The organism is Enterococcus aquimarinus, assembly GCF_001885765.1.
Taxonomy (GTDB): Bacteria; Bacillota; Bacilli; order Lactobacillales; family Enterococcaceae; genus Enterococcus_I; species Enterococcus_I aquimarinus.
Genome location: NZ_JXKD01000005.1, coordinates 115,573 through 137,383, shown reverse-complemented (window position 1 = coordinate 137,383; position 21,811 = coordinate 115,573). Strand labels below are relative to the sequence as shown.

Below are 21,811 nucleotides of genomic sequence, written 5' to 3'. Positions count from 1 at the left end.
CCTATCCTCCAGCATCTCCGATTATTGTGTCGTTTTTTCTTTCATTGTTTGGTATCTCTCTTTGCGTAAATCAGCGACAAAGCTTTGTACTTCATGTAACCAGACCATTGTTTTCATCCCGTTAGGAATTGTAAGCTTCAAGTGCATTTGTTCTTTTTCAACGCCTAGTGTCGCTTTTAATTTCGTATGGCCTAATGATTTAAAGAGTTGCTCCACAGTATACGCTTTGGTGCCCACTTTACTCAAGACGACCGTGATCAGTTGCTCTTGTTTGCGAATGCGCTCAAGCAACGCCCGATCGCCATTCATTTTTAATTCTCCAACCGCTAGAAGATGCGCGACCTCATCTGGATACTCCCCAAAGCGGTCCATTAAGTCATCTTGTAGTTCATCAAGCATATCGATGGTTTCAAGTTCTCGAATCCGTTTATAGATTTCAATTTTTTGACGCTCGTCTTCAATATACGTCGTTGGTAAGTAGGCATCAATTCCTAAATCAATTTCAACGGATGTTTTTTCCGTTTGCGTATTTTTTCCTTGTTTACGTTGGACAGCTTCTGTCAACATCTGAGAGTATAAATCAAATCCGACCGAATCAATGAAGCCGTGTTGCTGCGCACCTAGTAAATTCCCCGCACCTCGAATCGACAAATCTCGCATCGCAATTTTAAAACCCGATCCAAGTTCCGTAAAGTCTTTGATGGCTTGGAGCCGTTTTTCGCTGACTTCTGTTAAGATTTTTTGTTGTTGATACATGAAGTAAGCATACGCCACGCGATTACTTCGTCCCACTCGACCGCGTAATTGGTACAAGGTCGCAAGTCCCATGTAATCGGCATCTTCAACAAAGAGTGTATTCGCGTTCGGAATATCGACACCCGTTTCAATAATGGTCGTTGAGACGAGCACATCGTATTGTCCTTCGATGAAATCAAATAGCGTGTTTTCTAACTGAATTTCAGTCATTTGACCATGCGCGTAGCCAATACGGGCTTCCGGTACGAGCTCTTGTAATTCTGCTACTTTTTGCTCAATCGTTGCGACGCGATTGTAGAGATAAAAGACTTGGCCTTCGCGCGACATTTCGCGCAAGATGGCTTCTCGAATCGCACCTGGATTGGTTTCCATCACGTATGTTTGAATCGGATAACGATTCAACGGTGGCGTTTCAATCACGGATAAATCTCTGACACCGAGCATCGACATATGTAAGGTCCGCGGAATTGGCGTCGCCGTTAACGTTAGAACGTCTACTTGAGAACGCAATTGTTTTAAGCGCTCTTTATGTTTCACCCCAAAACGTTGCTCCTCATCGACAATCAATAAGCCCAAGTCAGCAAATTCGACGTCTTTTGACAAAATCCGGTGCGTTCCCACGACAATATCGACTTGACCTTTACGAATTTTTTCCATTGTTTCTTCTTGTTGTTTTTTCGTTCGAAAACGACTTAACATATCGATTTCGACGGGAAAATTCTCGAAACGACTTAACATCGTATCATAGTGTTGTTGCGCTAAAATCGTCGTTGGCACTAAAAAAGCCACCTGTTTATTTTCTTTAATCGCTTTGAAAGCTGCGCGTAAGGCCACTTCCGTCTTCCCAAAACCGACATCTCCTACTAATAAACGATCCATCGGCTTCGCGTTTTCCATGTCTCGTTTAATTTCAGCGGTGCTGCGCAGTTGATCTTCCGTTTCGCCATAAGGAAAGGCATCTTCAAATTCTTTTTGATAGGCATCATCACGAGCAAACGCATACCCTTTTTCCGCTTCACGTTTTGCATAGAGCGCGATCAGGTCATCGGCAATATCTTCAATTTTAGTGGCTACTTTGCGCTTGGTTTTCGCCCATTCGTTTCCACCAAGTTTGTTCACTTTCGGTTGCTTGGACTCGGATGCCACATATTTTTGAACCAGATTTAACTGGGTTACAGGAATAAAGAGTTTGTCTTCATTTTGATATAAAATCGTGATGTAATCTTGGTGAACACCATCAATTTCAATCGTTTCCATTCCTAAATACTTTCCAATCCCATGGTTAACATGGACGACAAAATCGCCAGGTTTTAACTCATTATAACTTTTTAGTCGTTCCGCATTCGAGATTGTTTGACGCCGTGCCCGTTTTTTCGTCACTTTTTGGAAGATTTCTTTCTCCGTCACGATAACAAGTTGATCTTGTGGTAGTTCAAAGCCCGCTTGCAAAGCTCCTTGGACAATTTGTGTGCGTCCTGTAAAAATACGGTCACCAGATGTCTCAACCGCATAAATTTGATGTTCGCGAAATTGCGCTTCTAAGCGCTGTGCCCGTTCATGATCACTCACTAGAAAAATGACTGTTTTTTGTTGTTTCTCCCAGCGATCGACCTCTGTTTTCAGTAAGCCCATTTGCCCAAAAAATTGTTGCATGGGGCGATATTGGAACGGATGAACGACTTGAAAGCGTAAGTTCCCCATCCCTTTTTGAAAGAGTGAGAAATAAGTCGTCGGAAAGGCTGTGTTGCTTAAAAGATGCTGCAAATCGCCGCCGAACACTTGATCCGAAAAAACAACCAAGTCCGCGATTTTTTGGGTTTGCCACTCGGCTTCTTCACGAATCATTTCCCGATTAGTTTCCATAATCCGAGGATAATCATCGACCATTAGCAACGTTGTTAACGGGAAATAATCAATGATTGTCTGCTTCGTTTGATACAATAAATCTGTGTATAAAAAGGCTTCTTCGCCTGGAATTCCTGCTTGCCACGCAGTCGTTAGTTGCGCAAAACGATCAGTCAGAATTTGTTGTTGTCCACGGTCTTGGGTGACGGCTAAGCGTTTCGTTAATTTTTCAGCGACTCGTTGTTGCCCCACTTCTAAATCTTCTTTTGAAAAAACCAAATCACTTGTTGGTGAAATTTGTATCGCTTCGATCGTTTCAACTGAGCGCTGCGTCTCAGCATCAAAGTAACGTAGCGAATCAATCTCGGTATCAAATAACTCCACACGCACAGGATATTGAGTATCTAACGGATAAATATCGATAATACTTCCACGAAGACTAAACTCCCCTGGCTTGCCAATCATTCCTTGACGTTCATATCCCATTAAAACAAGTGCTTGTGCTAACCCTTCACGGTCAATCTCACTCCCAATTTTCCAATGAAATTGATGACTTTGCCACGTTTTTTTATCCGGTAAAAATTTACGAATACCAGCAGCCGGGATAATATAAATCCCGCGTTTACCGGCAGCAATCGCATTAAGTGTCGTAATGCGCTCCGCTTTGGCTTCTGGAGAAGAAAAAGCCATCTCCGCCGAAATCACTTCGTTCACCGGAAAGACATAGACTTCTTCTTCTACATTTCGTAGATCTTCTGCTAATTGATACGCGTAAAACAAGTTCGCCGTTACCACCAAAATCGGTTGGTCTAACTGACGATAGGCACCAGCAATCGCTAACGTTTTCGCGGAACCAGACAAGCCTGTGAGCAATTGCCGTGGAGTGCCTTCTTTCAACTGTTGTTGCCACTGAGCAAACAACGGATTTTTATTGACAATATTGATTATATTCATTTCTACTCCTCACTAGTTAAAACGATTCATCGTAGCTAGAAAATCTTGTCCCCTCAAATAATCTATCAAGGCATTGACACTTTTATCTAAGCTTTGTTCAATCAATGTTTCTTCTTCTTTTCTAAATGGACTCAAGACGTGATTGACGACTGTTTGCCCTTTTGTTGGACGATCAATGCCGATTTTAATCCGATTAAACGTTTGACTGCCTAAATGCGAAATTAAGCTCTTCATCCCATTATGGCCGCCAGCGCTTCCTTTTTGACGCAACCGAATTTTTCCTAAAGCTAAATCTAAATCATCATACACCACGACTAACTCCGTCAATTCAACACCTAAATACGTCATTAAGGGGCCCACCGCACGACCCGAATCATTCATATATGTTTGCGGTTTGACAAGAATAATCTTTTCACCGTTTAAAAAAAATGTCGCCACTTGGGCTTCAAACGGATTTTTTTGAAAAGTAGCTTCATATTCCTTGGCTAATGCATCAACGACACGGAATCCGACATTGTGTTTTGTTTGTTCATATTTCTTACCTGGATTGCCTAGTCCAACAATCATTTTCATCTTTATCGACCTCATTACGATTTATTCTAAAAAAGGAGAGCAACGCAAAAGGGGAAGCTGGAAAAGGATTTTCACTCTTTTTCGCACCTTCATTCATGGTCGTTACTCACTTTATTCTGTGTTCCATTTTACAAACATAATAATTATACCATAGACAAGCGATATTCCCCTCACATTGACTGTTAATTTGATAAAATTTTACATTCAGTCACTCTTTTTCATTGATTGAACGCTAAAGCGAACAATCCGCCGAAAATCATCCGACTTTCATTGGATAGTAGATGACAAATAGGCGCTCAAATGATAGCATAAAGGTGAATCAAACTAATAACCAGGAAGGTTGATAAAGTTATGACAGAGACAAATGGAAATACAGATAACCAAAAAATTATTCTAGTCGGCGATGGTGCCGTTGGTTCAAGCTATGCCTTTGCGTTAGTTGCTCAAAATATCGCCCAAGAAATCGGAATTATTGATATTAATCGTGCAAAAGCCCAAGGCGATGCGATGGATCTCTCTCATGCCCTTGCTTTTACTTCTCCTAAAAAAATCTATGCTGCAGACTACTCCGATGCTCATGATGCTGATATTGTCGTGATTACTGCTGGTGCTGCCCAAAAACCTGGTGAGACCCGCTTAGATCTCGTTCATAAAAACTTAAAAATTAACCGTGCTGTTGTAAAAGAAATTGTAGCTTCAGGTTTTAATGGTATTTTCCTTGTAGCGTCTAATCCCGTTGATATTCTGACTTATTCGACGTGGAAGTTTTCTGGTTTTCCAAAAGAAAAAGTCATTGGTTCTGGTACATCACTTGATAGCGCTCGTTTCCGTCAAGCATTGAGTGATCTCTTAGAAGTCGATGCACGAAATGTACATGCCTACATTTTAGGTGAACATGGCGACTCTGAATTCCCAGTTTGGTCTCATGCCAATGTGGCGGGTCTGCCTATTTACGATTGGGTCATGGCCCATCCAGAAATTGATGAAGAAGCGATGGTAAACTTATTCTTTAGCGTTCGCGATGCAGCCTATGACATTATTGAAAAGAAAGGCGCCACTTTTTACGGAATTGCCGTGTCACTCGCGCGCATTACCCAAGCGATTTTAGATAACGAAAATGCTGTTCTTCCACTTTCTGTTTATGTTGATGGCGAGTATGGCCTCGACGATATTTATATTGGTTCACCTGCGATTATCAATGCGCAAGGAATCAAACAAGTCATTGAAATCCCCTTAACTGATGGAGAACAAGACCGCATGACCGCTTCTGCAAGTCAGTTAAAAGAGATTTTAAATGCCGCATTTGCGAAACTTGAAGAAGAAGATGCTTTAGAAAACCAAGCATAGTCACCTTAGTTTTTGGTTAAAAAATTAATCTTACGAATCCCCCTTCAAAAACATGATTGTTTTTTGAAGGGGGATTTTATTGCCCATTTAACTGAATCCTTAACTTTTCCTTAGACTCGTGTTTTCTAATTTCTCTTTCATTCCGGGATATGATAAGATAAATTGGTATACTATAAACAAAAAATGGAGCTGATTTACTAAATGTCTCATTCAAAGCGCCGTTCACATAAGGATGTCTCCAAAAAGCGTCCGCTGATTATCGGTCTGGGCCTATCTCTAGGTCTGATAGTGCTCGCAGGTTTAGGTTATGCCTACCAAGCAAACACTTATCAAACGCAATTTTTACCAAATACTTATATCCGCGACCTCAATGTGAGTCGTTTGACGGCTGATGAAGTGAATCAAAAACTAAATAAAACCTATGATGATCTCTCTTTTACGCTTTTAGTGAACGATCAAGAGTGGCAATCGATTAAAAAAACAGAATTTGGTCTGCACACCGATTTTTCGGAGGAATTGACTCAATTATTAGACGAACAAAACCCTTGGTCTTGGGGAGGACGGATGGTTAGTGGTAAGGAAACCCTTGATTTAGGCGAGGCAGCATTCGATGAAAAACAACTAGACGAACGCTACGCTCAATTAGAAGCTGACCTAACCAAGTGGAATCAAACGTTAACCCCAACGAAAGATGCAACCTTGACTCGAGGAGAAGACGGTTTTTCGATTACCCCAGAAGTCCAAGGAGAAACGATTGATGTCGCAAAAGCGCTGACAGCTGCCAAAGAGCAACTTCTTTCAGGAAATTCAACCCTTGAATTGAATGAGTTTGTCGAAAAACCAAGTGTCACAGCAGACGATCCGGCGTTAAAAGAAGAGTTAGCCCAAATTACACGCATCGCCACCGTCGAAGCGACCTATGTGATTAATGGGGTTTCTTTCCAAATTCCGTCAGAGTTGATTGAAGATTGGATTATTTATCAAGAAGGGGACGTCACGTTAGACCGAGAGAAAGTCTACCAATACGTCACGCAACTAGGGGCAGATTACAACACTAGTACCAATCCTTCGAACTTCAATAGTACGTTACGTGGGGAAGTCAGTGTTCCAGCAGGTTCCCTTAGTTGGACGATCGCTCCTGATAGCGAAACCGATGCACTGATGGCTGATATTTTAGCCGGAGAAGCCTTTACGCGTTCACCAATTGCCCAAGGGAGTGCGAATGCAAGTAGTCCACTCTTTGGTGCTACTTATATTGAAATTGATATGGTCAATCAACATATGTGGTACTACAAAGACGGTAAAGTCATGCTAGAAACAGATATCGTAACGGGTAAACCGACTACGTTGACTCCAGCAGGTGTTTTTTATGTCTGGAATAAAGCGCGTGATGAAGTATTACGAGGTGTTAACGATGATGGGAGTAAATATGCTTCCCCTGTAGATTATTGGTTACCAATTGATTGGACAGGCGTTGGCATTCACGATTCTGATTGGCAACCCGCATATGGTGGCGAACTTTGGAAAACGGTTGGCTCACACGGCTGTATCAACACTCCTCCTGGCGTGATGAAAGAACTTTATGAAATGGTTGAAGTCGGTACACCGGTACTCGTTTTTTAATACCCACGTTGACTCACCCGAAAGCCTTTATCTGACAAGTCACTCAGGAGAATCAAATAAAAAGGCTCTTCGGCAAATAGTGTTGATGGAATCTCGCGCTACCCTACGAAAAATTACCTTATGGTGGAAGCAGCGAGACCGCTTCGAGCCTAGGTTGCTGAAGCCGTTCGAGCAAAGCGAGTTACGGATACAGTATCAGGCCTCCGCGTGACTCTCAGCTCGAAAGCTTCAAACTCTAGGTAAGTGCTCAAGCACGAACCTAGAGTAATTCACATTTCGTCTTTTGACGCAGCTGACACAAGGCATTTTTCTCCGGTCCGCTAGTGCCTATTCTCTTTTTGATGCTTATTTTGTCAAAAATGAAAGAAATGATAAAAGAAAATAATATAGCGATGTATCCATCGACACTAAAAATAATATACCCAGAAATAGTGTTGAACAATGATACGAATCTCAGTCATCAACACTAAAAGTTATCCAACCAAAAAAAGCAGGGGCAAAAAATGCTCCTGCTTTTTTTGGTTCAAATGATACTTGTTTGCTCCGATATACCTGTGTGCAAGCTAGGATACTTCCACAGAGGTATACACTTCGGTAACATCATCATCATCTTCTAATTTTTCGATTAACTGGTCTAATTGTTGCTGTTGGTCATCACTTAAGGCGATTGTCGTTTGAGGAATCATCGCTAATTCGGCCCGCGCTAATGTCATTTCTTGCTCTAAGGCATCACGCAACGCTACAAAATTTTCCGGTGCGCTATAGATTTCAAACCCTTCTTCGGAAGCCACAAAGTCTTCAGCCCCTAGATCTAAGACTTTTTCAAAGAGCTCTTCTTCCGTTAAAGAACTATGCGCTCTTTCAATCGCAATATAGCCTTTGCGATCAAATAAGTAGTTAACCGAACCGGTCTCACCTAAGCTCCCGCCATTTTTATTAAATGCCACTCGAACATTAGTCGCCGTGCGATTACGATTATCCGTCAGTGTTTCAACCAGAATAGCCACGCCCCCGGGACCATAGCCTTCATACGTGATTTCAGCATAATTTGCGCCATCCGTTGAACTCGTGGCTTTTTTGATTGCCCGTTCTACATTATCATTTGGCATATTGGCTGCGCGTGCCTTATCAACCGCCAAACGTAACGCTGGATTTGTCGCGACATCCTCACCACCATTTTTTGCAGCAATAAAAATTTCGCGCGAAAGTTTTTGAAAAATTTTCCCGCGTTTGGCATCCTGTGCGTTTTTACGCCCTTGAATATTTTTCCATTTACTATGGCCTGCCATCAACAAACTCCTCCTTTATATGATTCGCTTTTCTTTGATTCCAAGAACGAGCCAACAAATCAAGACCCCAGTTAAGGCTCCTAGAGAATCTAGGATGACGTCTTGAAAGAGCGGCGTTCGTCCACCCGTTAACATTTGATGAAATTCATCCAGTGCCGCATAGCCCGTTGCCGATAGCCAGCTAAAAAATGCGACTAACAAGAAGTTTTTCATTCGGGGGATTAATCCTAGAAAAAAACTACTTCCTAAAATCAAGTACGTCCCAAAATGTGCACCTTTACGAATAAAAAATTCGATGAAAGAAAAGTACCCACTTTTTTCAATACTCACTTCACTACCAGCATAAATAAAAGAAACGCCGGACAACTGTGCTTTAAAAGGTTCATTCTTTAATAGGTTTGATAGTAACCCAATTTGCGATTGTTGTTCATAGGTTTGCGAAGAACTATAAAATAATACGCCCATCATCACGAAGCTAATGAGTAGGTAAAGTTGCCCATTTTTACGATATTTTTGAATCATTTTCTCACCTCAAACCTATCTTAGCATTTTTACATAGGAATGGCATCCTCGTATACTGCTTTTGAACGTATTTTAAGCTTCGACTTCTTCCATCGTAAAGGTGACGGGCTCGATTTGAAAAAGAGTGGTTAAAATATGATTGGTTTCCTCGAAAATCGCTTCAGGTGTAGCGTTAACTTGTCTCACTGGATGAACTTTCCCTTGGTATTCATAGGTAATTTGACCATACTCTTCTTTCATCGTCACCATCGCCATTGCGCGTTTAAAAAGAATCACTTCATCTCCAAAATCCAGGATCAATTCTTGGCGAAAGCCATTTTTTAATGCCACCGCCATGACTAACGATTCGACATCTAGCGTATCTAGAGGAATACCTGAGGTTGCGCGATCAAAGGTAATTAAATAACTCGTAGACGGTGTGATTGCACACGCATTACAGCCCCCATGAACTAATTCTGTTGTACAAGTAATGTTTACTTCCATTTTTTTATTCGCTCCTTCGATTACATTTGTGATTATCTTAACATTATTTTTTCTGACTGGCTAGTTCTCTGGATACGCTTTAATTAGTGAAAAAATGAAAAAATTCAAAGACTTTAGCAAGAAAAAGCTGATAATCCATGCCTTTTAAAGCGTTTAAGATATCTTTTTTTGTTATTTTTTCGTATACTTTTCTTGAATAAAAAAATATGATTAAAGGAGAGAAAACAGATGGAATGGATTAAATTGATTGGTATCTTAATTATTCTTGTCGGCTTTATTTTTAAGTTTGATACGATTGCTGTCGTTATTATTGCCGCCTTCACTACGGCGCTTGTTTCTGGGATTTCCATCACAGAATTTTTCACCCTTTTAGGGGAAGCTTTTGTCAAAAATCGCATCGTGACGATTTTCTTGCTAACGTTACCGATGATTGGCATTTCAGAGCGATTTGGTTTGCGTCAACAAGCGGTTATTTTGATTGAAAAAATGAAGGGGTTAACGACGGGTCGTTTTATTACGTTGTACGCACTGATTCGTCAATTAGCTGGACTCTTCGGTATCCGTCTTTCAGCGCAACCGCAATTTGTTCGCCCGATTGTCAATCCTATGGCACAAGCAGCAGCGAATGCGCGTTACGGCAAGATTTCAGAAGCTGACGAAGAAATCATTAAGGCTAAGTCCGCTGCGAATGAAAACTTTGCGAACTTCTTTGCACAAAATACGTTTGCTGCTTCAGCAGGTGTCTTGCTCATTAGCGGAACCTTGACTTCGTTAGGTTATGAGGTCCAAGCAACGTCAATCGTCTTAGTCGCGCTCATTATCGCAGGCATTAGCTTCGTCCTCATCGCGATCGATAACTTCCTATTTGATCTTAAAATGGATCGTAAATATGGCAAAAAATCATCAAAAGGAGGACAAAAATCATGACAGAAACCATTAATCTAATTCTTGAGTTTTTCTACATTCTGATTGGCTTATTACTCATGATGACGGCCGTTCGAACGTTTAAGGATCAAACGAATCCCGCACGAATTGGAACAAGTCTTTTTTGGTTACTATTAGGAATCATTTTCGCTGCTGGAAATTACATTCCATTCTTGATTTCTGGCGTATTATTAACGATTATGGGTGCCTTAACCTTATTCAAACAAGTCAAAGTCGGGAAAACAGCGACGATCACTGAAGAAGAAGGACAAGCTGGAGCGCAGCGGATTGGCAGTTGGATTTTCTTCCCTGCAGTCGCATTAGCTGCGGTCGCGGTAGGGATTTCCTATACACCACTCGGAGGCCAAGTTGGGATTGGCATTGCCTCTGTCGTCGCGTTACTGGTTGCTGTCTTTTTAACAAAAGCTTCACCAAAAACGGTATTAGATGATACCGATCGGATGATTCAAGCCGTTGGAACAGTCGGGATCTTACCCCAATTATTAGCCGCACTAGGCGTTGTTTTCACAGTTGCAGGCGTGGGAGACGTGATTTCCAATGCGATTTCCGGTTTCATCCCTGAAGGTAATCGATTCATCGGTGTCGTCGCTTATTGTGTCGGCATGGCGCTATTCACTATGATTATGGGAAATGCCTTCGCCGCTTTTACCGTAATTACAGCAGGTATTGGGATTCCGTTTGTGATTGCCCAAGGTGGCGATCCCGTCATTGCCGGAACCCTCGCGATGACGGCTGGTTTTTGTGGAACGTTAGTCACACCAATGGCTGCAAACTTTAATGCCTTGCCTGTCGCTTTGTTAGAGATGAAAGATCCGAACGGTGTGATCAAAGCCCAAGCACCGACAGCTGGTATTTTATTAGTCATTCACATTGCTTTAATGTATTTCTTAGCATTTTAATCCCATTTAGAAAGGAAAATGAAGATGAAAATTTTAGTTACAGGTTTCGATCCCTTTGGAGGCGAGCCAATTAACCCCGCTTTAGAAGCGGTTAAAGCTTTACCAGATACCATTGCCGGCGCTCAAATTATTAAGTTAGAAATTCCAACAGTCTTTGGAAAAGCAGCGGATGTCGTAAAAGCTGCCATGGAAGACATGCAACCTGACGTAGTCTTAAGTATTGGTCAAGCGGGCGGACGTTTTAGTGTCACACCTGAACGAGTAGCGATCAATATCGATGACGCCCGTATCCCTGATAACGAAGGCAATCAACCAATCGATGTCACGATCCAAGCTGACGGTGCACCGGCTTACTTTAGCCAATTACCCATCAAAGCGATGGTGAAACACATTAAAGATGCGGGGCTACCTGCGAGTTTATCGAACAGTGCCGGCGTTTTCGTCTGCAACCACATTATGTACCAAGTGCTCTATCTAATTGACAAGTCTTTTCCCGGCGTAAAAGGCGGCTTTATCCATGTTCCTTTCATTGCTGAACAAGTCGTTGATAAACCCAATCAACCGTTTATGAGTTTAGTGGATATTACGAAGAGCTTGGAAAAAGCGATTGAAGCGATTGTCTTATTCCAAGATAAAGAAGACTTAAAAACGATTGAAGGAACGACACACTAAGATGAATCATGAACTCAGCAAGACACTTCCGCTATTCACTTACGGAAGTTTAATGGAAAACTTTTTTAACTACGAGTTGTACTTAAAAGATCGCATCAAAGAAAAACCACAAAAAGCCAGGATGAAAGGCGAATTGTATCATCTCGATACAAAAGGCTATCCCGCTCTCCTGCCTGGCTCCCAGTGGGTTTACGGTGAAGTCCTTGAACTCCTTGATTTTGAACAAGATATCCAAGTGTTAGATCAACTAGAAGGCTTTAACCAAGGCGTCCCAAACGAATATCACCGCGAAAAAACAACCGTTTATGGATGGAACGAGACGACCCAGTCTTATGATCGTCCATTGACAGCGTATGTTTATCGTTACGCTGTCGAGCACGATCCCACTTTTGAGCAACATCGCATCTTGCTTGCCACAGGAGATTGGCGTCATTACATGGAAAAAAACACCACAAAAACAAGCGAAAAACAGGAATCGTAAAAAAGCGGTTCCTGTTTCTTTTTGTGGGTGGTAAAATAGAACTATCCATGTGTTACGAATAGGAGGAATGAAGGATTGAATCGATTACATAAATGGTTATGCACTAGTGTTTTGCTCCTTTTTAGTTATTTCACGTTTATTCCAGTCGTTGATGCGAACGATGACTTACGTCTATTGCTTTCAAAGCAACAACAAACTCTCGCCCAGGAAGGATTACCGAGCGCCAGCGTCATCATCGAGGCGACAAATGGGCAAATCCTTTGGGACGAAAATAGCGACGAAGCGATTAATCCAAGGTTTTTATCCCACGTGATGACGCTATACCTCACGTACGAAGCCATTGAACAAGGCGTCCTCACTTGGGAGGATACGATAACCGTTAGTGATTCCATGCAGATGCTAGCCCAAATCCCCGGACTCCCTGGAAATAATTTAGTCAGTGGTACTACTTATTCTGTGCGCGAACTCGTTGAACTCGTTCAGCTGACGAATTCTGTCGGCGCTAGTTTTTTACTAGCGGAGTTCATCAGCCAAACGCCAGATGCTTTCGTTTTAAAGATGAATCAAACAGCAGAAACCTTAGGCCTTTCAAACACGAGCTTCACGAGTCCTAGTGGTCTTTCTGTAGAGGATATCCAAGGTTACGAAGCGTGGATTCCTATGACAATTAACGAGAATAGTCAATCCACACCAAAAGACTTTGCTTTACTAACGTATCACTTAGCGCAAAAATATCCAAGCATCTTTGAAATTAGCCAATTAGCCAGTTTGACCCTGCAAGCTGACACTTATCTGGAAGAAACTTTTGAGACAAATAATCCATTTATTGTCGGTCAAGAACACGCCATCAAAGGGACCAACGGATTGATTGTAGACGACGCACTACTCACTGAAACCTCGGCTATCCTTACAACCAAACAAAATGGCCTGTCACTGATTACCGTCATCATTGGCGTCAATCAAGAATCTGTCACCGAACAAGGAAGCAGTCCGCTTCCTCTCATCGGGCAAACACTCATTGAAAATGCCTTTGCACAATATGAATACCGCCAATTACTTCCAGCGGGTACACACGAGATTCAAGAAGAACTTGTTGTGACAACCGACGTACTCAAAGGCGTTGTCCGAAAAGACAGCACGGTTACTTTTGAATTAAAAGAAGACCAAATTGTTTTAGCATCCCCCTTAGCATCTATTTCAGAAACCCTTATACCTGTCAGCATCGCCTATACGTCAGCTCTGTCTGAATTTGAAGAAGAAATTGAGGATAATCCTTTCGTCAAATTATTAATGAATGCGGTTGAAATAACCCAACTTACTATTTTAGCTATCGGTGTCATTTTAATCGGTATTCTTATTTTCATCATGAGTTTCTTTATCCCCAAAAAAGAAACAGAAGCTTTTCCTCAAGAAGAGCATTTCTTTGATTTTGAAACCAATGAAGAAGTGATTCCGTCTCGTACTACGCGATTGCAACAAGACAAGCCTTCAATATGGCATACTTTACCGTATCGTCAAATCACTTTTTATGGCGGCTTAAGTTTCACGCTCCTGGGAATTGTCCTACTGATTGTTCAATATCTATTGTGATTCAAAAATAAAGAGACTCTAATGAAAATGTTCATTGGAGTCTCTTTATTTTTTATTTTTCATGCCATTCAAATCCATCAAATGTCTCACCATCATAATACTTCAACAGATCTTCGTAATTCAGTAAAGAAGAAGTCATTTCTACCTCTTCCTCTTCTTTTGTCTGTTGCGTTTGTGCGTAGGCTTGATATTGCTCTAACAGTTGACGGTATACTTGTTGCTTCGTATTAGCTTGGGCCGTAATAAAAGGGAGCTCTCGTAGGTACGCGCCATAAAGAGGACCTGATTGCGTGAACTCAATCGGTAACTCGACCACTCGTAAATGTAATGCCTCAAATTGTTCGTTCATCGTCCGCTTATCCTTCCATTTCAATGATCCGATCCACAAAGTCCTCATAGAAGTCTTGTTCGTGAGAAACGACAATAACAGTGCCTTCATAGTTTGCGAGGCTCTCTCGTAAACTTTCTTTGGCTTCTTGATCAATGTGGTTCGTTGGTTCATCCAAAATCAAAAAATTCCCAGGTGTCATGGTCATTTGCGCGAGTTTGACTTTCGTTTGCTCCCCACCACTCAAATCTTTGATTGGCTCTTGTGCGAGCTGATTGACTAAGCCAGCGAGTGAAAGATGACGTCGTAATTCTTTATTCGTGGCTTTTGGAAAGAGATTCCCTAAATATTGTAGCGGTGTTTCCAAAGGATATTGCCACACGAGTTCTTGTGAGAAATAATTGATTTTCGTATTTGCTGGGAGATGAAACTCACCATCAATCGCCGGAATTTCACCAATCAAGGTTTTAAGTAAGGTCGATTTCCCAATACCGTTAAACCCGCGGAACGCAATTTTTTCACCATAGCGAATCGTTAATTGAATCGGTTTTAGCAAGGGACGATCGTAGCCAATCACTAAATGATCGGTCGTCAGTGCCAATGTCGAAATAATGCCTTGATACGGGAACTGATAGGAAGGTCTTGCGGCACCACTTGGCGGCGTTAATCGATCGATTTTATCGAGTTGTTTCTCGCGACTTTTCGCCATCGTCGAGCGTGATCCGGCTTTGTATTTTCGAATATACGCTTCGGTTTTTTCAATGTGTTTTTTCTGATTTTCATACTGCTTCATATAGGCTTCCCGATTGGCTTCTTTTTGTTTCAAGGCCTTCTCAAGATTGCCTGTATATTTGGTTAATTTTCCAAATTCAATATCCGCTATATGAGTGGTAATTTGATTTAAAAAATCACGGTCATGTGATACGACTAAATACGTTCCATTAAACCCCTGCAAGAAATTGGTTAACCAAGCAACATGGGTATCATCAAGATGATTCGTCGGTTCATCGAGGACTAAGACGTCCGGTTTTTCTAAAAGTAATTTCGCTAAAATGACTTTGGACCGCTGCCCCCCACTTAATTCTTTCAGTAACGTATCCAGTCCCAAAACTTGTAATCCGAGACCCGTCGCCATTTCTTGAATTAACGTATCCATTTGATAAAAATCACCTTGATCTAACTGGGTTTGAAGGCGTCCCGCTTTTTCTAATAGGCGCTCATCCATCTCTGTCGCATAGGCCGTATAATACGCCGTAATTTGTTCCTCGACGTCTAAGTCTTTTTGAAAAGCTGTTTTTAAAAAATCGTAAATCGACAATTGCTCATCAACCCGCACATATTGATCTAAATAGCCCAAGTGACTACTTTTAGGAAATTCGACGCGCCCGTCATCAGGTAAGAGTTCGCCGGTAATAATTTTGATTAAGGTCGATTTTCCTGTACCATTTTGTCCAATCAGGCCGACGTGTTCGCCTTTATTAATTTGCAAATTCAGTTCTTCATACAACAATTTATCCGCAAATTGGTGGGTAATATTAATTAAATTTAACATAGTTATTCCTTTCTATTTACACAACACGTTGGAGAGAGTCTCTCCATCAACGATGTAAAAAGCGATAGACAGTTGGTCTATCGCTCAATTCATTTCAACTGTTGTAGTTTAGCATATATTTTCAGAAAAGGCGATGAAAACACTACAATTGTCTTAAATTCTAGGATTTTCGAACGATTTCTCATTCTTTTTCGTCTCATGGATGAAGAGTGTGTATCCCCTTTCTATTTTTTGGACAAATGCTTAAGAAAACAATTTCATTCTCGGGCGTTTCTTGCTATGATAAACGATGAAGTGAGTCTTTTAATAATAAAACAAACGAGGGATAAACAATGACATTAGCAGTTTTTGATATTGGTGGGTCAGCAGTAAAATATGGAAAATGGGAAAATCAAACGTTAAGTGAAACCGGTCAATTTAAAACACCCGAAACACTGACCGCGATGCAAGACGAAATGAAAGCGGTAATCGCTCATTTTGGTGACGAAATTGAAGGCGTGGCTATCAGTTCACCAGGCGCGGTAAACGTAAAAGACCGACGAATCGACGGAATCAGTGCCGTCGAGTATTTACATCAACGACCGATTTTCGATGAACTTGAAGCCGCGTTAGGTTATCCGATTACAATTGAAAATGATGCCAATTGTGCGGGAATTTGTGAAATGAAACTAGGCGCTGGTCAAGGGGTCCAACATGCGATTTTTGTCGTCATTGGTACTGGGGTCGGTGGCGCGATTTTCATTAATGGCCAACTTTACAAAGGGGCACATCTCTTCGGTGGCGAATTTGGATTAGTGATGAATGCCAATGGACAGTCTTTAAGTACGAACGGAACAGCTGTCAATACAGCAGCTCGCTTTTCGAAAGAAAAAGGCACCACTATTTCCGGGAAAGAACTTTTTGACTTAGCGGATGCCGGCGATGTTGCAGCGATGGAGTCGTTAAATGGGATGTATGATCATTTAGCAGAAGCCCTCTATAACCTTCAAGTTTCGATTGATCCCGAAATGATTATTATTGGTGGGGGAATTTCTGCCCGACCTGACGTAACAGAAGCGATTCGCATGCGCCTAGCAACATTACTAGAAGCGAACTTAGTACCTGGGGCAATGCCACTTGTCAAAGCATGTACCTTCCAAAACAATGCGAATTTAATCGGCGCGGCCGTCAACTATGAAATCGTGACGCAAGCCTAAAAATAGAGCCCCTCTTCGACGTTTTGTCAAAGAGAGGCTCATTTTCTTAATATTCGATAACCATGCCATCATAACTCGTGACAATACCATGAACTTCACTCATGGCCTTCATTGCTTCATACGTCAATCCGCCATTATGTGAAAAATGACTCGCGACATAACGCGTTTCGTCATGCACTAAATTGAAAGTTTTCATTTTCTCAATGAGAATCAGATTTTGTTGCAACGACATATGCGCAGCACCACTATTTTCTTGCCCTTGTCCGGTACAATCTAAGGAAACAAGATCAAATATCAGTCCCTTATTGGATAAAAATAACAAATCACGGGTGTTCGGTATCCCTGAATCATGAACATAAAAGAGTGCTTTATTTTCTTCTTGGTGTTGAATTGCAAAGATCAAACAATCTTCTTCAAAATTCCCATGTTGGGCGGGAATGGGATAAATGCGATAGTGGCCGATTTCGACTTCTTGATACGCACGCAGCGTATGGTACACGAGACGACTTTCATCAAAGCGTCCCTCCAGCTTAAAGGCGCGATCGTAAAACTGTTTGACATAAGCACTCCCATAAACATGCAGCACCTTATCCAACTGCTGGCCATAGCCCGTCATTCTGAGCGCTAAGTCTTCTGCGTAAAAATGATCACTATGCCAATGCGTCAGCAATAAATATTCTAACTCATTAAAATCGATGTGATGTTGCAGTTGATGTAAGTAACTATCTCCTGGAAAATCAATGAGTAGCTTCCCGTCATCAATGACCGTTTGCATCTGTGTCCGAATTTCTTTCCCACCTTGAATGCGTGCATACTGACAAAGCTCGCATTGACAAAAGATAGCTGGGACCCGTTCTGCTGCACCGGTTCCTAAATACTGTATTTTCAAAATCAATTCTCCTTATTTTAAGATGTCCCTTTGTGCCTTCATCAATGTTAAATCCTCAAAAAAAAGTCTGACAAAAATCGCTTCCTGTCAGACTTTCTCTCAACGAAAGATTCTATTGATTAATCGTTTTTTAGTGCTTCTGCAGCATCTTCTGCTGCCATTTGTGCTTCAATGTCTGAAATGCTATAGACATTTTTGCTTGCAACGGTCACTTCTTTTGGTTCCATATTACGGTAACGAGGCATACCCGTACCTGCTGGAATAATCTTACCAATAATGACGTTTTCTTTCAGTCCTAATAAGTGATCTTTCTTACCACGAATCGCAGCATCTGTTAAGACACGTGTTGTTTCTTGGAAGGAAGCAGCTGATAAGAAACTATTGGTTTCGAGGGAAGCTTTCGTAATTCCGAGTAACACCGGACGAGAAGTCGCTGGTGTACGACCTGAAATGATCGCTTCGTAGTTACGATCTTTAAAGTCTGCAATGTCCATTAACGTTCCTGGTAAGATATCTGTATCACCTGGATCCATTACGCGAACTTTACGTAACATTTGACGAACCATTACTTCGATATGTTTATCGCCAATTTCTACCCCTTGCATCCGGTAAACGCGTTGAACTTCACGTAACAAGTAATTTTCAACGGTCAACACGTCACATACTTGGAGTAAGTGTTTTGGCTCAATTGAACCTTCTGTAAGTGGTGCACCACGATCGATTAAGTCACCTTCTGCGACTTTCATGCGAGCGGTAAATGGTACTTGGTATGTCCGTGTATCTGTTTCACCTTTAATCGTTACTTCTTTGACACGTGTTGCCGCATCTTCAGAAATATCAATAATTTCTCCGGTAACTTCAGAAACCACTGCTTGTCCTTTTGGATTACGGGCTTCAAAGATTTCTTGAATACGAGGTAAACCTTGGGTAATATCATCCCCGGCAACCCCACCTGTATGGAAGGTACGCATCGTTAACTGAGTACCTGGTTCACCGATGGATTGAGCGGCAATTGTTCCAACTGCTTCTCCTACTTCCACTTCATTACCAGTTGCTAAGTTACGACCATAACAGTGTTTACATACACCATGTTTTGTATTACATGTAAAGACAGAGCGAATAGTAACTCGTTCAATCCCTGCATCCACGATTTGACGCGCAAGATCTTCGGTAATTAGTTGGTTGCTTGCAACCATCACTGCACCTGTTTCTGGATGAATCACAGATTTACGGGCATAACGACCGATTAAACGTTCTTCTAAGGCTTCAATAATTTCGTTGCCTTCACGGATTGCATAAACTTCTAAACCAGCATCGGTACCACAATCGTCTTCACGAATGATGACATCTTGTGCCACGTCAACTAAACGACGAGTTAAGTAACCAGAATCGGCTGTTTTCAAGGCTGTATCGGTCATTCCTTTACGAGCACCATGGGTTGAAATAAACATTTCTAAGACGGTTAACCCTTCACGGAAGTTCGAAACAATCGGTAATTCCATGATTTTACCACTCGGAGCGGCCATCAAACCACGCATCCCCGCAAGTTGGGTAAAGTTGGAAATATTACCACGGGCACCAGAGTCTGACATCATAAAGATTGGATTTTTCATATCTAATGTTTCCATTAATCGTAACTGGATTTCGTCTTTCGTGCTATTCCAGATGGCAATTACTCGTTCATAACGCTCATCATCGGTAATTAAACCACGACGGAATTGTTTTGTAATATTGTCAACTTGTTTATGAGCGACATCAATCAAGTGATGTTTCTCTTCAAGAACCATGATATCGGCAATCCCTACGGTAATACCCGCACTTGTTGAATGTTTGTAACCTAAATCTTTCATTCGGTCAAGCATGCGAGACGTTTCCGTTACTTTATAACGTTTAAAGACTTCCGCAATCACGTTTCCTAAGTTTTTCTTTTTGAACGGTCCAACAAGTGGTTGTTCTTGAATGAACGCTGGAATATCTGTTCCTGCTGGTACAAAATATTTATCCGGCGTTTGAACGGTTAAGTTAAAGTCCGTTGGTTCATTTAAATAAGGGAACTCAGATGGCATAATGGAGTTGAAAATAATCTTCCCAACTGTTGTCACCATTAATTTTTCTTTTTGCTCCGGCGTAAATGGTTTTTCACCTAATTGGTTTGGATCAACCGCTACACGTGAATGTAAATGAACATAGCCATTTTGCCATGCAGTTACGGCTTCATCCATGTTACGGAAGATCATTCCTTCACCTTCACGGCCATCTTCTTCCATGGTTAAGTAGTAGTTTCCAAGAACCATATCTTGAGATGGTGTTACAACTGGTTTACCATCTTTGGGATTTAAAATGTTTTGTGCGGCAAGCATTAACATTCTTGCTTCTGCTTGGGCTTCTTCATTCAATGGTACGTGAACCGCCATTTGGTCTCCATCAAAGTCGGCATTATACGCTTCACACACTAATGGGTGCAAACGAATCGCGCGTCCTTCAACTAAAACCGGTTCAAAAGCTTGGATTCCCAGTCTGTGTAACGTAGGTGCCCGGTTTAGTAAAACTGGATGCTCACGAATCACATCTTCTAAAACATCCCATACTTCATCTTCTTGACGCTCAATTTTACGTTTCGCGTTTTTGATATTTGATGCAATTTCACGTTTCACTAATTGATGCATCACAAATGGTTTAAAGAGTTCTAACGCCATCTCTTTTGGTAATCCACATTGATACATTTTTAAGAATGGTCCAACAACGATTACGGAACGGCCAGAATAATCGACCCGTTTTCCAAGTAAGTTTTGACGGAAACGACCTTGTTTCCCTTTCAACATGTGAGAAAGAGATTTTAGTGGACGATTTCCTGGACCTGTTACAGGACGGCCACGACGACCGTTATCAATTAAGGCGTCAACCGCTTCTTGTAACATCCGTTTTTCGTTTTGCACGATAATATTTGGTGCGTTTAAATCAAGTAAACGTTTCAGACGGTTATTACGGTTAATCACACGACGGTATAAATCATTTAAGTCAGAAGCCGCAAAACGACCCCCTTCTAATTGAACCATCGGACGTAAATCAGGCGGGATAACGGGAATAACATCCATTACCATCCAACTTGGTTGATTGCCTGACGCACGGAATGCTTCCATAATGTCTAGACGACGAATCGCACGTGTCCGTTTTTGTCCTGAAGCAGTTTTTAATTCTTCTTTTAAAACAACGACTTCTTTTTCTAAGTCAATGCTATCAAGCAATTGTTTAACGGCTTCGGCACCCATTGCAGCGCTGAATTCTTGACCGTATTGCTCACGTTTTTCGCGATATTCACGCTCGGTTAATAATTGTTTTTTCTCCAAGCTTGTATTTCCAGGTTCAATTACTACATAAGAAGCAAAGTAGATAATTTCTTCTAGTGCACGAGGACTCATATCTAATACAAGACCCATCCGTGACGGAATCCCTTTAAAGTACCAAATATGAGAAACTGGTGCGGCTAATTCGATATGACCCATTCGTTCACGACGAACTTTTGAACGTGTGACTTCCACGCCACAACGGTCACAAACAATTCCTTTATAGCGGATACGTTTGTATTTTCCACAAGCACATTCCCAATCTTTGCTTGGTCCGAAAATACGCTCATCAAATAACCCTTCTCGTTCAGGTTTTAACGTACGATAGTTAATCGTCTCTGGTTTCTTTACTTCCCCGTAAGACCAGCTTCTGATTTTTTCGGGAGAAGCCAAACCTATTTGCATGCTTTCGAATCTATTTACATCGATCAAAAGGGTTTCCCTCCATTTCATTTCATGGCTATTACCTCTAAGCAAATCAAGCATTCATCCAGGAAAAAGAGCAACACCTGTCACTCTTTTA

17 protein-coding genes are annotated in these 21,811 nt (G+C 41.5%); 8 read left to right on the top strand and 9 right to left on the bottom strand.

Annotated features, from left to right (window positions below):
* Window positions 1-21 precede the first annotated feature (21 nt).
* Together mfd and pth are read right to left on the bottom strand one after the other, a co-directional pair.
* The gene (mfd, locus tag RU93_RS05490) at window positions 22-3,555 is read right to left on the bottom strand and encodes a transcription-repair coupling factor (protein WP_071874613.1); all 3,534 of its coding nucleotides are present in this window, start codon (window positions 3,553-3,555) and stop codon (window positions 22-24) included.
* A gap of 12 nt (window positions 3,556-3,567) precedes the next feature.
* Window positions 3,568-4,128 carry an aminoacyl-tRNA hydrolase gene (gene pth / locus RU93_RS05485; RefSeq protein ID WP_071874612.1) on the bottom strand — a complete coding sequence of 187 codons (561 nt, stop codon included), beginning with the start codon at window positions 4,126-4,128 and terminating at the stop codon, window positions 3,568-3,570.
* A gap of 351 nt (window positions 4,129-4,479) precedes the next feature.
* Between pth and RU93_RS05480 the strand changes: the two genes are divergently transcribed.
* Window positions 4,480-5,475, top strand: coding sequence for an L-lactate dehydrogenase (locus tag RU93_RS05480; RefSeq protein ID WP_071874611.1), 996 nt, complete (start codon window positions 4,480-4,482; stop codon window positions 5,473-5,475).
* Between the two features lie 201 nt (window positions 5,476-5,676).
* Window positions 5,677-7,098, top strand: a complete 1,422-nt coding sequence (locus RU93_RS05475; protein WP_071874610.1) for a L,D-transpeptidase family protein — start codon at window positions 5,677-5,679, stop codon at window positions 7,096-7,098.
* Window positions 7,099-7,661: 563 nt separating this feature from the next.
* Here the strand turns inward: RU93_RS05475 and RU93_RS05470 are convergent.
* From RU93_RS05470 to RU93_RS05460, 3 genes are all read right to left on the bottom strand, one after another.
* Window positions 7,662-8,387, bottom strand: a complete 726-nt coding sequence (locus RU93_RS05470) for a YebC/PmpR family DNA-binding transcriptional regulator (protein WP_071874609.1) — start codon at window positions 8,385-8,387, stop codon at window positions 7,662-7,664.
* 15 nt (window positions 8,388-8,402) lie between these two features.
* The gene (locus RU93_RS05465; protein ID WP_245785370.1) at window positions 8,403-8,906 is read right to left on the bottom strand and encodes a VanZ family protein; all 504 of its coding nucleotides are present in this window, start codon (window positions 8,904-8,906) and stop codon (window positions 8,403-8,405) included.
* Window positions 8,907-8,981: 75 nt separating this feature from the next.
* The gene (locus tag RU93_RS05460) at window positions 8,982-9,392 is read right to left on the bottom strand and encodes a DUF4809 family protein (RefSeq protein ID WP_071874607.1); all 411 of its coding nucleotides are present in this window, start codon (window positions 9,390-9,392) and stop codon (window positions 8,982-8,984) included.
* A gap of 228 nt (window positions 9,393-9,620) precedes the next feature.
* On the opposite strand from RU93_RS05460, the gene RU93_RS05455 reads away from it, so the two are divergent.
* The 5 genes from RU93_RS05455 to RU93_RS05435 all read left to right on the top strand — a co-directional run bounded on the left by RU93_RS05455 (window position 9,621) and on the right by RU93_RS05435 (window position 13,979).
* Window positions 9,621-10,319 (top strand): DUF969 domain-containing protein, encoded by a 699-nt coding sequence (locus tag RU93_RS05455; protein ID WP_071874606.1) that lies wholly within the window; start codon window positions 9,621-9,623, stop codon window positions 10,317-10,319.
* Window positions 10,316-11,236 (top strand): DUF979 domain-containing protein, encoded by a 921-nt coding sequence (locus RU93_RS05450; RefSeq protein WP_071874605.1) that lies wholly within the window; start codon window positions 10,316-10,318, stop codon window positions 11,234-11,236. The genes RU93_RS05455 and RU93_RS05450 overlap by 4 nt, the downstream gene beginning before the upstream one ends.
* A 24-nt stretch (window positions 11,237-11,260) precedes the next feature.
* Entirely contained in the window at window positions 11,261-11,908 is a 648-nt protein-coding gene (gene pcp, locus RU93_RS05445) for a pyroglutamyl-peptidase I (protein WP_071874604.1), read from the top strand.
* 1 nt (window position 11,909) lies between these two features.
* Window positions 11,910-12,389: a gamma-glutamylcyclotransferase family protein gene (locus RU93_RS05440; protein WP_071874603.1), complete on the top strand. Its 480-nt coding sequence runs from the start codon at window positions 11,910-11,912 to the stop codon at window positions 12,387-12,389.
* 75 nt (window positions 12,390-12,464) lie between these two features.
* Window positions 12,465-13,979 (top strand): D-alanyl-D-alanine carboxypeptidase family protein, encoded by a 1,515-nt coding sequence (locus RU93_RS05435; RefSeq protein WP_071874602.1) that lies wholly within the window; start codon window positions 12,465-12,467, stop codon window positions 13,977-13,979.
* Between the two features lie 52 nt (window positions 13,980-14,031).
* Here RU93_RS05435 and RU93_RS05430 read toward each other — a convergent pair whose 3' ends face one another.
* Together RU93_RS05430 and RU93_RS05425 are read right to left on the bottom strand one after the other, a co-directional pair.
* Entirely contained in the window at window positions 14,032-14,328 is a 297-nt protein-coding gene (locus RU93_RS05430) for a hypothetical protein (RefSeq protein WP_071874601.1), read from the bottom strand.
* 7 nt (window positions 14,329-14,335) lie between these two features.
* Window positions 14,336-15,859 (bottom strand): ABC-F family ATP-binding cassette domain-containing protein, encoded by a 1,524-nt coding sequence (locus RU93_RS05425; RefSeq protein WP_071874600.1) that lies wholly within the window; start codon window positions 15,857-15,859, stop codon window positions 14,336-14,338.
* A 332-nt stretch (window positions 15,860-16,191) separates the two neighbouring features.
* Here RU93_RS05425 and RU93_RS05420 point away from each other — a divergent pair, with 332 nt between their 5' ends.
* Window positions 16,192-17,055 (top strand): ROK family protein, encoded by an 864-nt coding sequence (locus tag RU93_RS05420; RefSeq protein ID WP_071874599.1) that lies wholly within the window; start codon window positions 16,192-16,194, stop codon window positions 17,053-17,055.
* Window positions 17,056-17,101: 46 nt separating this feature from the next.
* Here RU93_RS05420 and RU93_RS05415 read toward each other — a convergent pair whose 3' ends face one another.
* Window positions 17,102-17,944 carry an MBL fold metallo-hydrolase gene (locus tag RU93_RS05415; RefSeq protein ID WP_071874598.1) on the bottom strand — a complete coding sequence of 281 codons (843 nt, stop codon included), beginning with the start codon at window positions 17,942-17,944 and terminating at the stop codon, window positions 17,102-17,104.
* Window positions 17,945-18,063: 119 nt separating this feature from the next.
* Complete coding sequence (rpoC, locus tag RU93_RS05410; protein ID WP_071874597.1) at window positions 18,064-21,720, bottom strand: DNA-directed RNA polymerase subunit beta'; 3,657 nt, start codon at window positions 21,718-21,720, stop codon at window positions 18,064-18,066.
* Between the last annotated feature and the right edge of the window lie 91 nt (window positions 21,721-21,811).